This window comes from Pseudomonas sp. DWP3-1-2 (genome assembly GCF_049896285.1).
GTDB lineage: Bacteria > Pseudomonadota > Gammaproteobacteria > Pseudomonadales > Pseudomonadaceae > Aquipseudomonas.
This window is the reverse complement of sequence record NZ_JAFCTZ010000001.1, coordinates 1,143,607-1,156,301: the sequence shown is the minus strand read 5'-3', so window position 1 is coordinate 1,156,301 and position 12,695 is coordinate 1,143,607. Positions and strand designations below refer to the sequence as shown.

At 57.8% G+C, this 12,695-nt stretch carries 13 protein-coding genes; 7 read left to right on the top strand and 6 right to left on the bottom strand.

The genetic code is table 11. From position 1 onward, the window contains the following. Positions 1-118: 118 nt before the first annotated feature. From ACP7B0_RS05430 to ACP7B0_RS05405, 6 genes are all read right to left on the bottom strand, one after another. On the bottom strand, positions 119-307 hold the full coding sequence (locus tag ACP7B0_RS05430) for a YgaP family membrane protein (RefSeq protein WP_426139950.1): 189 nt from the start codon (positions 305-307) through the stop codon (positions 119-121). A 13-nt stretch (positions 308-320) separates the two neighbouring features. Then, the gene (locus tag ACP7B0_RS05425; RefSeq protein ID WP_426139949.1) at positions 321-740 is read right to left on the bottom strand and encodes a DUF6691 family protein; all 420 of its coding nucleotides are present in this window, start codon (positions 738-740) and stop codon (positions 321-323) included. Continuing rightward, entirely contained in the window at positions 737-1,177 is a 441-nt protein-coding gene (locus tag ACP7B0_RS05420; protein WP_426139948.1) for a YeeE/YedE family protein, read from the bottom strand. Before ACP7B0_RS05420 ends, ACP7B0_RS05425 begins: the two co-directional genes overlap by 4 nt. A gap of 122 nt (positions 1,178-1,299) precedes the next feature. Continuing rightward, positions 1,300-2,100: a sulfite exporter TauE/SafE family protein gene (locus ACP7B0_RS05415; protein ID WP_426139947.1), complete on the bottom strand. Its 801-nt coding sequence runs from the start codon at positions 2,098-2,100 to the stop codon at positions 1,300-1,302. A 28-nt stretch (positions 2,101-2,128) separates the two neighbouring features. Then, positions 2,129-3,799 carry a TIGR01244 family sulfur transferase gene (locus tag ACP7B0_RS05410; RefSeq protein ID WP_426139944.1) on the bottom strand — a complete coding sequence of 557 codons (1,671 nt, stop codon included), beginning with the start codon at positions 3,797-3,799 and terminating at the stop codon, positions 2,129-2,131. A 51-nt stretch (positions 3,800-3,850) separates the two neighbouring features. Beyond that, complete coding sequence (locus ACP7B0_RS05405) at positions 3,851-4,729, bottom strand: MBL fold metallo-hydrolase (RefSeq protein ID WP_426139942.1); 879 nt, start codon at positions 4,727-4,729, stop codon at positions 3,851-3,853. Positions 4,730-4,965: 236 nt separating this feature from the next. On the opposite strand from ACP7B0_RS05405, the gene ACP7B0_RS05400 reads away from it, so the two are divergent. The 7 genes from ACP7B0_RS05400 to ACP7B0_RS05370 all read left to right on the top strand — a co-directional run bounded on the left by ACP7B0_RS05400 (position 4,966) and on the right by ACP7B0_RS05370 (position 12,530). Beyond that, positions 4,966-6,291: a sigma-54 interaction domain-containing protein gene (locus tag ACP7B0_RS05400; RefSeq protein WP_426139941.1), complete on the top strand. Its 1,326-nt coding sequence runs from the start codon at positions 4,966-4,968 to the stop codon at positions 6,289-6,291. Between the two features lie 170 nt (positions 6,292-6,461). After that, entirely contained in the window at positions 6,462-6,638 is a 177-nt protein-coding gene (gene cydP, locus ACP7B0_RS05395) for a cytochrome oxidase putative small subunit CydP (protein WP_426139939.1), read from the top strand. Then, positions 6,635-8,221, top strand: coding sequence for a cytochrome ubiquinol oxidase subunit I (locus ACP7B0_RS05390; RefSeq protein ID WP_426139938.1), 1,587 nt, complete (start codon positions 6,635-6,637; stop codon positions 8,219-8,221). Before cydP ends, ACP7B0_RS05390 begins: the two co-directional genes overlap by 4 nt. Beyond that, positions 8,214-9,350 carry a cytochrome d ubiquinol oxidase subunit II gene (cydB, locus tag ACP7B0_RS05385; RefSeq protein WP_426139937.1) on the top strand — a complete coding sequence of 379 codons (1,137 nt, stop codon included), beginning with the start codon at positions 8,214-8,216 and terminating at the stop codon, positions 9,348-9,350. Before ACP7B0_RS05390 ends, cydB begins: the two co-directional genes overlap by 8 nt. Before the next feature lie 23 nt (positions 9,351-9,373). Then, positions 9,374-9,496: a cytochrome bd-I oxidase subunit CydX gene (gene cydX / locus ACP7B0_RS05380; RefSeq protein ID WP_426139936.1), complete on the top strand. Its 123-nt coding sequence runs from the start codon at positions 9,374-9,376 to the stop codon at positions 9,494-9,496. Beyond that, positions 9,493-9,780, top strand: coding sequence for a cyd operon YbgE family protein (locus ACP7B0_RS05375; protein ID WP_426139935.1), 288 nt, complete (start codon positions 9,493-9,495; stop codon positions 9,778-9,780). Before cydX ends, ACP7B0_RS05375 begins: the two co-directional genes overlap by 4 nt. A gap of 161 nt (positions 9,781-9,941) precedes the next feature. Then, positions 9,942-12,530, top strand: a complete 2,589-nt coding sequence (locus ACP7B0_RS05370) for a bifunctional diguanylate cyclase/phosphodiesterase (protein WP_426139934.1) — start codon at positions 9,942-9,944, stop codon at positions 12,528-12,530. Positions 12,531-12,695: the final 165 nt, after the last annotated feature.

Here is a 12,695-nt window from a genome sequence, read left to right as displayed (position 1 = left end):
CTCAATGCTGTGCACAAAAAAACGGTGAGCCGTTAACGCCGTAACGACCTCTGCTTCCCATACTCCATCCTGTACGTGGGCATGCACGTCACGGTCTGATGCACCCGAGCACTTTTGTTCAGCAGCGTTTACACGTTCTGATGCCGAGCACCGTATAAACAGGGCAAAAGCGGAAAACGCCGGTGGCCAGCGGTACCAGACCGATCCAGCCCCATAAACCGATCACGCCAGACAGGCTGAGGGCAATGAGCAACAGGCCGACGACAATGCGCAGGCTACGGTCGATTGTTCCAATATTCGCTTTCATGGCGATCTCCCGATCAGTGGCTGCGCCGGGCCTCCAACGCAGTAAACAACACCATGCCGCCCACCATGGCCAGCATGAATACGATGGCTTGCCAGTGTCCTGTCAGCAGGATGGCAACGGCAGGCCCGGGGCAGATGCCCGCAATTCCCCAGCCGATGCCAAACAACAGGCTGCCGCCGATCAGGCGCGGGTCCAGTTCACGTTTGGTCGGTAATTGCATCGCACTTCCCAATAGGGAGGTGGGTCGCCGGCGTGCCCAGGTGATCGGGCCGATGGCGGTGGCAATGGCTGCAACCATGACCAAGGCCAGGGAAGGGTCCCACGCGCCAGTCAGGTCCAGGAAAGCCAGCACTTTTCGTGGATTGGCCATGCCCGCCAGGAGCAGGCCCAGGCCGAACAATAGCCCTGCAATGAATGCCGTTATTTTGATCATGACCAACTCCCTAGCAGATGGCGCAGGGCCAACACCGTAGCGAAGCCGCTGAGCATGAAACACACCGTGGCGACCATTGAACGCGGTGAAAGCCGCGAGATGCCGCAAACCCCATGGCCGCTTGTACAGCCCGAGCCGTAGCGGGTGCCAATGCCCACCACGACGCCGGCGACGATGAGTCCGAACCAGCCATTCTGGAACTCGATCTGCGGCAGGACGGCAAACAAGCCCCAGACAAGCGGTGCGACCAGCAGGCCCAGTAGAAACAGTGCCTTCTCACTCGTGCCTTCGCTGCCGCGTTGTAGAAGACTGCCAATCAGGCCGCTGATGCCAGCGATGCGTCCGTTAAAGACCACGAACAGACTGGCCGCCAGACCAATCAAGGCTCCACCTGCAAGGGATGACCATGGGGTGAAGTTGAGCCAGTCGATATTCATCACGTCTCTCCTGCGCAAAAGTGTGGGTACAGCGTCTGAATGACCGACAGTGCATCAGCACGCTGTTGATGGCCATCATGACGGCTTGTAGACCGGTCCATAATTTTCCGCTGCTTGATCATCTAAACAGCCTTTATCAGCAGTGCCACGGCGACCATCGCAGACACAAGGGCGAACCCTTTTTGCAAGTGTGGGCCCGACAATCTGGCAGCGACGAGGCGTCCGCAGACCATGCCGACCAATGCTCCGATGGAAAACGGTAGGGCAATGGCCCACTGCAAGTGCCCGGCGGCCGAACTCGCCACAACACCGGAGATTGAAACCAGTGCAATCACGGCCAGAGACGTTGCCAGTACGGATTGCGCTGTCAGGTTGGTGTATCGCTGGAGCGCTGGCACCATGACAAAGCCACCGCCAACGCCGAGCAGGCCGGAAAGCCCGCCCGCGACAATGCCGGAAAGTGTCAGCGCCCACGCGCAAGGCCCCGTCCAGTTCAGCTTGCCCCGGTTTGCGTCCAATAGACACGGCGGGGGCTTGGTTGCCACCGATGGCGTTGAGTCGGCATGGGAAGCCAATGATTTTTTATAAACGCGCCACGCCACGTACATCAGCACAACAGCAAAAATGATGGTCAGCGGGCGGTTCGGCGTCCGCTGCGCCAACCACAGGCCCAGTGGTGAGCAGATGATCCCCGCGCCTGCAATGAGCAGCGCTGCCTTATAGCGGACGGTGCCGTTTTTGAGCCCTATGACGGCACCCAGGGTCGCCGCTAAACCGACAGCCAACAAGCCGATGGGTCCGGCTTCGGCCATGCTCAGTCCCGCCCCGAACACCAGCAGCGGAACAGCGAGTATCCCTCCGCCCGCGCCGGTCAGGGCCAGGATGATGCCCACGGTAAACCCGAGCAGTAGGACTATGAGCATTGGAGTCTCCTTGCGGCCACGTCCGGTTTCATAGGTCCGCCAACTCGGGTTTCGCCATCCACTCGCGGCCCTTGAGCATGCCTTTCCAGTACAAGGGGGGAAGAATCCGTTCTTTGAGCAGCCATGCCAGCCTTGATGGCCGGGTACCGTCAATCAGCCAGGACGGGAAGCTGGGGGCGACCTTGCCGCCGTACGTGAACTCCGCTAGGACGATTTTGCCGCGTTCGACCGTCAGCGGGCAGGAGCCGTAGCCGTCGTAATGGGCGCTGCCCTTGGCCTTGCCCATGGCCGCCAGCACGTTATGGGCGACAACGGGGGCCTGCTTGCGTGCGGCCGCCGCTGTTTTGGCGTTACTGGAGTTGGCCACGTCTCCCAGCGCGTAAATATTGGCCCAGGCTTTGTGACGCAAGGTGGCCGGGTCGACATCAACCCAGCCGGCTGCATCCGCGAGAGGGCTGACCCGGATGAAGTCCGGCGCAACCTGAGGGGGTACCACGTGAAGGAGATCGAATTCGCGAGTCACGCTCCTGGAACTGCCATCCGGATGGGCACAGCTGAATGTTGCCATTTGTCCCGGACCATCCACGTGGGTGAGTGTGTGGCCGAAATCCAGGTCGATACCATAAGCCGTGACGTATTCCATCAAGGCGGGCACGTAATCGGGAACGCCAAACAGCACCGCTCCGGCACTGCAAAACTCGATTTCCATGTTGTCCAGTACCCCGGCGCGTTTCCAGTGATCGGCCGATAAGTACATCGCTTTCTGGGGCGCCCCGGCACATTTGATCGGCATGGGCGGCTGCGTGAAGATGGCTCGGCCGCCTTGCAGTTGTTGCACCATCTGCCACGTGTAGGGCGCCAGGTGATACAGGTAGTTTGAAGTCACGCCATTGCGTCCCAGGGTGTCCGACAAACCCTCGATGGCATGCCAGTTGAGCTTGAGGCCAGGACACACCACGAGCTGTTGGTATTTGACCACTCTGCACCCGTCGAGAATGACCGCGTTTCTTTCCGGTTCGAAAGCGGCGACTGCCGACTTGATCCAGTGAACGCCACGGGGGATGGTCGTGCCCATGGTGTGGGCGGTTTGCGGTGCATCGAAGACACCGCAGCCCACCAGCGTCCAGCCGGGCTGGTAATAGTGCACATCCGCCGGGTCAATAATCGCGATGTCGAGTCCAGGGTCGCGTGCCAGCAGGCTTGAGGCTGTGGCGATACCGGCTGCACCGCCGCCGATGATGACCACCGTATGCTCAGCCTCGGCCACTTCAACAGGCGTACGCCCCTGATTGGCGATTCGGCGGATGACGCCTTTCATATCGAAGCCGGCTTTTTTCGCGGTATCGACGATCTGAGGCAGGGGTTGCACGCCCGCTTGTGACAGTGCCCACATCGTTGTTGAGCGCATGCCGGAACGGCAGTACGCCAGCACCGGTTTCGGAAGCGACTCAAGTAATTCACCAAAGGCAATGGCTTGCTCGTCGGTGACTTTTCCTGATTGCGCGGGAAGGTAGTGCGCCTCAATGCCCATCGCCTGGGCGGCATGTTTGATTTCGGCAAACAAGGGTTGGTCACTGCCTTCGCCGTCTGGACGATTGCAAATGATGGCGCGAAAACCGGTGTCTTTCAGTTCAGCCAGTTGATGGGGAAAAATCTGCTCTGATACCGACAGGCCGGACGCAAGGTGGCGGATGTCCATGAGTGTCTCCGTTAGGGTTATTTTTTTATGATTTTTTGGGGGAGGGCAACGTCAAGCGACGTTGAGGGGGATTTTCAGATAGCGCGTCCCGTTTGCCTCGGGCTCAGGCAAATGCCCGGCGCGCATGTTGACCTGTACCGAAGGCAGGATCAGCGTTGGCATTTCCATCGATGCATCACGCTTGGTGCGCATCGCCACAAACTCCTCCTCACTGATGCCATTGCGCACGTGAACGTTATGCGCGCGTTGTTCGGCAACGGTGCTGACGAATTGCACCTCGCGGCCATCCGGTTGGTAGTCGTGGCACATGTACAGCAACGTATCCGCTGGCAGGCTCAGCACCTTATTGATGGACTGAAACAGCGTGCGCGCATTCCCACCGGGGAAATCGCAACGTGCCGTGCCGTAGTCGGGCATAAACAGGGTGTCGCCGACGAATGCCGCCGTTTCCTTGCCATTGCTGATCACATAGGTCATGCAGGCGGGCGTGTGACCGGGCGTATGCAGCGCGTGGCATTGCAGGGTACCGATCACGAACGGCTCGTCGTTGACGAACAGGTGATCGAACTGACTGCCGTCGCGGGCCATCTCGGGGCCGGTGTTAAACAACGTGCCGAACACTTCTTGCACGGTCGCAATCTGGCTGCCGATACCGATTTTCCCGCCGAGTTTTTCTTTCAGGTAGGGCGCGGCCGTCAAATGGTCTGCGTGAACGTGGGTTTCCAGAATCCAGTCGACCTTCGCGTTCAGTTCGATCACCCGGGCAATCAGCTTGTCGGCAGACGTCGTGGCGGTGTGGCCCGATTTAGGGTCGTAATCCAGCACGCTGTCGATCAAGGCGCAGTGGCGGGTGTTTTCGTCCAACACAAGATAGCTGACGGTATTGGTAGCAGGATCGAAGAAGCCTTCGACGTGAAGTTGTACGGCCATGATGTGTCTCCTTAGGGGGCTTTACCGAGCCGCTCACATTAGGAACTGACACAGCAATAAGCCTGCCAAGGAATGGCCTCTGGAGTAAATGCGTTTATCTTATTGATTTAATTGGTTTTAATTTTTTATTCGGCTTTTCAGTGTTTCCTCAGCTACCCCCATTCACTGCCATTGGCAGTGCCTATTGACAGAGATGGCAGTGCCGCAAGAGGATGGACGCAACCTTAGGAGCCATGATGACGAACATCCTGCCCACCCCGGAAAATCCACTCCCGCAACGGGATCAAGTTCAGTCGCTTGTTTCGTTTCTCGAGCACGAAGCCCAGCCGATGATTGTGCTTGACCCGGATTACAACATCCTGGCTGCCAACACGGCCTATCAGCGGCAGTTTGGCAGTGCGGACAAACCCTTTATCGGCCACAAGTGCTATCAGATATCCCACCATTACGACGTCCCTTGTGATCAGGCGGGTGAGAATTGCCCGATGAAAAAGGCCCAGGAAGTACGAGGGCCGGATCGGGTGTTGCACATTCATCACACGCCCCGCGGTCCTGAGCATGTCGAGGTCGAACTGCGGCCGATCCTGGACGAACACGGCATGATTACCGCCTATGTTGAGCGTCTGACACTGGTGCGCAGCGCATCCGCACGCCCCAGTAACGAGGGGCTGGTCGGCTGCTCTCCAGCCTTTAACGTCGCTCTGTCGGAGCTGCAAAGGGTGGCACCGTCCATGTTGCCGGTCCTGCTGCTGGGGGAGTCCGGCACGGGCAAGGAGCTGTTCGCCCGCGCTGTTCATGAAACGAGCGAGCGGGCCACGGGGCCTTTCGTCGTTGTGGATTGTTCAGGTCTGACCGAAACACTGTTCGAGAGCGAACTGTTTGGCCATGAAAAGGGCGCGTTCACCGGTGCCACCACGCGCAAACCAGGTCTGGTTGAAACAGCTCAAGGTGGCACCTTGTTTCTCGATGAAATCGGTGATGTGCCACTGGCCATGCAGGTAAAACTGTTGCGCCTGATTGAATCGGGCACCTATCGCCGTGTCGGCAGTGTCGAGACCCTTCACGCCAATTTCAGGTTAATTGCCGCGACGCATAAACCGCTGGAAAGAATGATGGAGAAGGGTGAGTTCAGGCAGGACCTTTACTACCGCATCAGCGCCTTTCCTATTCGGTTACCGCCCCTGCGCGATCGGGTGGAAGATATCGCGTTGCTTGTTAATTCATTTCTGCAACGCACCCGAATAGGCAAGCGGCGACTGACGATAGACGCCGATGCACTGTTGCAGCTGCAGCGGTTTTCCTGGCCGGGCAATATCCGTGAATTACGTAATGTTCTGGAAAGAGCCAGTCTGTTTGCCGACGACGGTGTGATTCATTCCGTGCACCTGCCCCAGGTACCGACCGCTACAACCCCTCAATCCTTGCCTTCAACTCATTCCAATAACGGCACGCTGGCGCAGATGCTGGCGACTTTTAAAGGCACCCGCAGTGAGCTGGCCAGGCATCTGGGCATCAGCGAGCGTACGTTGTACAGGCGACTGAAAGAACAAGGTCTGGCCTGATCCTGTCTCGGTAAATCCGTGGCTGCCATTGACTGCCACCCCTGGCAGAGTGGCAGTCCTGTCAGTTGTCAGCGTATTCCGTATTTCCCGTGGGTAGCTTGTAAGTAGCTGTTATATAACAATAAAAAATAATATTCCCCCTTGGCATGCCCCATGCTAAGTGCATAGGCATGACTACTTCCGATAAACGACTGCGACGCCATTTGCTCACAGCAGTACTGATCAAGTTAGTGGTATTGACAGTGCTGTGGTGGCTGTTCATCCGGGATTCGTATGTCAGCGTTGACTCGAACACCCTCGGCGACAAGTTTGGCGTTCCCACCTCGACTCAAGGGGCAAGCAAGTGATTTCAGAACAACTGGTGGATTTGTCACGGCTGCAGTTTGCAGCCACTGCGCTTTACCACTTTCTTTTTGTACCGCTCACGGTTGGCATGGTGTGGCTGTTGGTCATCATGGAAAGCGTCTATGTGATGACGGGGAATGTCATCTGGAAAGACATGACGCGCTTCTGGGGCAAGTTGTTCGGCATCAACTTCGCGTTAGGGGTGACTACGGGAATCACGCTGGAATTTCAATTCGGTACCAACTGGGCCTATTACTCACATTACGTCGGCGATATTTTCGGAGCCCCGCTGGCGATTGAGGGGCTGATGGCGTTCTTCCTTGAATCAACCATGATCGGTTTGTTCTTCTTTGGTTGGGATCGTCTGAAGCGACAACATCACTTGCTGGTCACGCTGTTGATGGCGATCGGCACCAACTTGTCCGCGCTGTGGATCCTGATCGCCAACGGGTGGATGCAGAACCCGGTGGGATCGGAGTTCAGTTACATCACCATGCGTATGGAAATGGTCGATTTCTGGACGGTGGTGTTCAACCCGGTGGCGCAAGCCAAGTTTGTGCACACCGTTTCGGCGGGTTATGTCACCGGCTCCATGTTTGTGCTGTCGATTTCCAGTTGGTATTTGCTTAAGAACCGCGATGTGGAGTTTGCCAAACGCAGCTTCCGGGTGGCGGCGGCCTTTGGTCTTGCATCCGTACTGAGCGTGATCGTGCTGGGTGATGAATCCGGTTACACAGTGGGTGAGGCGCAGCAAACCAAGCTGGCAGCCATGGAAGCCATGTGGGAAACAAAGCCTGCTCCAGCCGGGCTGACATTGTTCGCCAGTATTAACGAAGCCGAATCAAAGAATAACTGGGAAGTTGATGTGCCTTGGCTGATGGGCTTGATTGGTACGCGATCAGTCAGCAAGGAAATTCCAGGCATTCTTGATATCAAGGAAAAAAACCGGGCTCGAATTATCCGTGGGATAACGGCCGTCAATGCGCTTGAAACCATAAGAGCCAATCGCACGGATCAGGCAGCACTGCAAACATTTGAAGAATACAAGTCTGATCTTGGCTTCGGTCTGCTGCTTAAAAAGTATGTTGTGGATGTTAACCAGGCGACGCCCGAGATTATCGACAGGGCCGTCAACGACACCGTACCGCGTGTGACACCGATGTTCTGGGGCTTCCGCATCATGGTAGGTCTTGGTTTTGCCATGCTCATGCTCTTCGGCCTGGCCTTCTGGTCGACGTTGAAGTCGACCTGCACACGCAATCGCTGGTTGCTGCGCTGGGCACTGTTCATGCTGCCAGCGCCCTGGATTGCCTGTGAACTGGGCTGGTTTGTCGCTGAATACGGCCGTCAGCCCTGGACCATCTACGGCGTGCTGCCGACCCACATGAGCGTGTCCACGCTGAGCGTCAACAACCTGTATGGCTCGCTGGCGGGATTCGTCATTTTCTACACCGTGCTGCTGGTGGTTGAAATGTTCCTGATGGTCAAGTTCGCCCGTCAGGGGCCCGGCAGTCTCGGTACAGGCCGTTATGTTCACGACGCCCACTTAAAGGCACTGCAACATAAGGAATTGCAACATGTTTGATTACTTCACGCTGAAAATTATCTGGTGGGCGCTCGTCGGCGTACTGCTGATCGGCTTTGCCATCATGGACGGCCACGACATGGGCGTTGGCACGCTGCTGCCCTTTGTCGGGCGCAGTGACGTGGAGCGACGTGTCGTCATAAACACGGTAGGCCCTCACTGGGACGGCAATCAGGTCTGGTTCATTACGGCCGGTGGCGCGTTGTTCGCGGCCTGGCCTGTGGTCTATGCCACGGCCTTCAGCGGATTCTACTGGGCGATGATCCTGGTCCTCTGGGCGCTGTTCTTCCGCCCGGTAGGCTTTGACTATCGCAGCAAGATCCACAATGCCACCTGGCGCAGCACGTGGGACTGGGGGCTGTTTGTGGGCGGTGCTGTGCCTCCCCTGGTCTTCGGGATCGCGTTTGGCAACCTGCTGCAAGGTGTGCCGTTTCACTTCGACGCTTATCTGGTCTCCACCTATACCGGCAGCTTCTGGCAACTGCTGAACCCATTCGCGTTATTGGCCGGCGTTGTCAGCAGCGCAATGATTACCTTGCAGGGTGGCACCTATCTGGCACATCGCACGGAAGGCGCTATCCAGGGCAGGGCGATCAAAGGCGCGGTGGTGGCTGCCATCGTGCTGGTGTGTTCATTTATCGCGGCGGGTATCTGGTTGCAATGGATCGAGGGTTATCGCATCGCCTCGTTCGTGGACACCGCCGGGCTGCCTGACATCCTCAGCAAGACCGTGGTGCGCGAACCCGGTGCATGGATGGCGAACTACGGTCATTACCCTGTGCTTTGGCTGTTGCCTGCCCTTGGGTTGTCGGGCGCCGCGGGTGCCGCAATATTGCTGATGGCGCGCCATACACTGTCGGCGTTTGTGGCTTCCTCGCTGGCGGTCATCGGTGTCATCAGCACCGCGGGTGTCTCCATGTTCCCTTTCATCATGCCGTCATCGACGATGCCTGCGGCAAGCCTGACCGTCTGGGACAGTGTCTCCAGTCATTTAAGCCTGGCGATCATGTTCTGGGCGACCGTGGTCTTCATGCCCTTGATTGTGATTTATACCTCGTGGGCCTATCGGGTCATGCGAGGCAAGGTCACCGTCGCGCATATCAAAGCCAACGAGCATTCAGCCTACTAACGTCGGCAAAGGAGTAAGAAAACATGTGGTATTTCGCCTGGATGCTGGGAGTCGGGTTTGCCTTGCTGCTGGCAATATTGAATGCGATGTGGGGCGAGAACGAAGCGGGTCGAGCGGTGAGTGACAGTGAAGAGGATCAGCCATGATGCCGCGTACCGCCGACGTTCCCGAATCCTCGCGCCTTCACCTACCGAGTCTGGCGATCGCGGTGGTGATCATGCTGGCCTGCACGCTTTACCCCCCAATGATGGCAACACCGGGTGGGAAAGCTGACCATGCCCTGGCGACAGCCTTGTTCGCTGCAATGAGTGTGGCCTTTGTGAAAGGGGTGGGTTTTGTTCCCCGCCGGCTTGTCTGGCGCGGGTTGTTTTCAGGCTGGACCTGTTGCGCGGCGCTGGCGATTGCCGCTTGGGCAAAGTTACTGCATTGAGGACTGACGACGTGACTGAGCGTTCAAGCTTTCTGGATTGGCGGGGGAGGTCGGCCTCTGTTTTTCCGACCGCATCATCCAACGCAGGCTCATAGATAGACCCGGTCGGCCGATAACTAGCTATCCAACTCGTTATCTCACGTCATACCGCCTGGGAAATCATGCCGAAATACGACGCTCCAATGGCTGCCCATCCGGTGCCTGACCGCTCCAGCGTGGCACTGGCCCGTGCTTCGCTGTTCAAGTTTGCGGGGTTGTTGGCCGGGGTGTTCTTGCTCGTCAGCGTTTTACTCACGTACGTTGCGCACGACCTGGATCGCACCGAAGAGGCGCAAAGCGCCTTTTATACAAAGAAGGCCGTGCAATCGCTGGAGAAATCCTTGCGCTCAATCGTCAAGGATTACGCATTCTGGGGAGATGCTTACCAACACTTGCACGTCGAAATGGACACTGACTGGGCATTCGTGCGTCAGAACATAGGCTCGACGTTGTACGCGGATTTTGGTTTTCGGGGGCTGTTCGTCGTGAATGGCAGCGGGCGTACCGTGTACTCGGTCATCAAAGGCGAACTGCGGACGATTGAAGCTTCACAATGGATCGGGCACCCCATTGACGGGATTCTTGATCAAGCCCGGGCAGGGGCGCTGACCGAAACGCCGATGACGACCTTCATCAACATTGGCGGCGTGCCTGCCCTGATCGCGGCCGCAGCGATCACGCCGGGTACTGATCCGGCCGTGGGGCCGGACGACGGCCCGTCGTCCGTGTTGATTTTCGTGGATATCCTCGACAGCGCCAAGCTCGAGGTGATAGGCAAGGATTACGGGGTTCGAGGGCTGCATGTTTCGACGCCCGACGAAATGCATCAGGCCCTTGTGTTTCCGTTGGGGGAGAACGGTTCAGCGGGTGCGTTGCACTGGGAACCGCCCACACCGGGGCGACAATTACTGGGCCTTGTCATGCCGTTGATCGGTTTTGCGGCGTTGTTGGTGTGGCTCATGACCTGGGCCATCTTGCGTCGCACAACGGTAGCGGCAAGGGCGCTTGATTCCAGTTACGCTTCGCTGCATTCGAGTCAACGTGCGCTGGCCACCAGTGAGGCGCGTTTTCGCGATGTGGTTGAAGCCAGTTCTGACTGGATATGGGAAATCGACGCCAACGGGCGCTTTACTTATCTGTCTGAGCGCTTTGAGACCGTGACGGGGCTTTCCCGGGAGCGCTGGATCGGCGCGGCGATTGATGGTCTGTTGCAGACCGAGCATGGTGCTTTGTCCCATTATCTTGGTAGCCCCTATCGGCGGCTCAACATCACCGTCCAGTGCAACTACGTCGACATCAAAGGGCATGCGCGGATCACCCGCGTGTCTGCACGGGCGATGGCGGGCGATGGTTTTCGCGGCACTGCGACGGATGTTACGGAGGAGGTCGAAGCGCGTCGGAAAATCGAATTTCTTTCACAACATGATGCACTGACCGGATTGCCCAACAGGACGCGCCTGCAGGCGTTTCTGGACGGCAAGCTCAAGGCCGTACCGACCCGCGAACAGCCGGTGGTCATGCTCAGCCTGGACCTGGACCGATTCAAGCCCGTGAATGACCTGCTTGGCCATGCCGCGGGTGATCGGGTGCTTAACGAAGTGTCCCGACGCCTGGCTGACTGCGTGCGCAACGGTGATCTGGTCGCCCGGGTTGGCGGGGATGAGTTTGTATTGATCCTCATCGATATCAGTTCCCAGGATGAGGTCGAAGTGTTGTGCCGTCGGTTGATCGACGCCATTGAGCAGCCGATCAAGATGGAGGAGCAGGAGGTTTTCATCAGCGCCAGCATTGGCATTGCCATGACGCCCAACGACGCCTCCCTGACTGCTGAACTGTTGCGATACGCGGACATGGCCTTATATGAAGCCAAGGCGGGCGGGCGCAGCACCTGGCGTTTTTATGCCGGCGAAATGAACACCCGGATCATCGAGCGCCGTCGGCTGGAAAATGATCTGCGCTACGCCATTGGCAATGGCGAGCTTCGTCTGCATTTTCAGCCGCGTTTTCGCGTCATCGATGGCCAGATGGTGGGCGCCGAAGCGCTGGTTCGCTGGCAGCATCCCGAGCGGGGGCTGATACCACCGGACACGTTCATCCCCATCGCGGAAGACACCGGGCTGATCCTGCCGTTGAGCAACTGGGTATTGAGCACCGCTTGCCAGTGCGCTTCCGGTTGGCCTGATGACCTGTTTGTGTCGATTAATCTGTCGCCGAGCGAGTTTCAGCGGGGCGGTCTGGTCGGGCGTGTTCAGAACACCCTTGCCCTTACCGGGATTGATCCTGCCCGTGTGGAGCTGGAGGTCACTGAAAGCGTCATGCTTGAAGACGCCGAAGGTGCCCTTGAGGTGATGGTCGCCCTCAAGCGCCTCGGGGTGCGCCTGGCCATGGACGATTTCGGCACCGGCTATTCGTCGCTGAGTTACTTGCGCTCGTTTCCCTTTGACGGCCTGAAAATCGATCGCAGTTTCGTCAATCGTCTGGGTGAAAGCGAAGACGACCAGTCGATTATCCGCGCTATCGTCGGCCTGGGGCGGGCGCTGTCTCTTACGGTCACCGCAGAAGGTATCGAAACAGCCGAGCACCTTGAACTACTCAAAACTGTTTGCTGTGATGAAGCCCAGGGCTATTTTCTGAGCGTGCCGCTGGACACCGACACCTTTAATACCTTGATCGAGAAAGCGGACCGGGAAAGAGCAGGGGACGCCGTTTGATTACGGGGTGTCCGCCTGTGTGCCCAGGCTTTCACAGTGAAAACTGCCCGGCAGGCAGTCGATGACCCGTTAACAGAGTCAGGCTATCAATAATTAATGTTCCGTCTATTAGAAACCTTTGAGCGAGGCGACTAGGCTTGGTCTACCGTCGGCGCATGCCAGCGG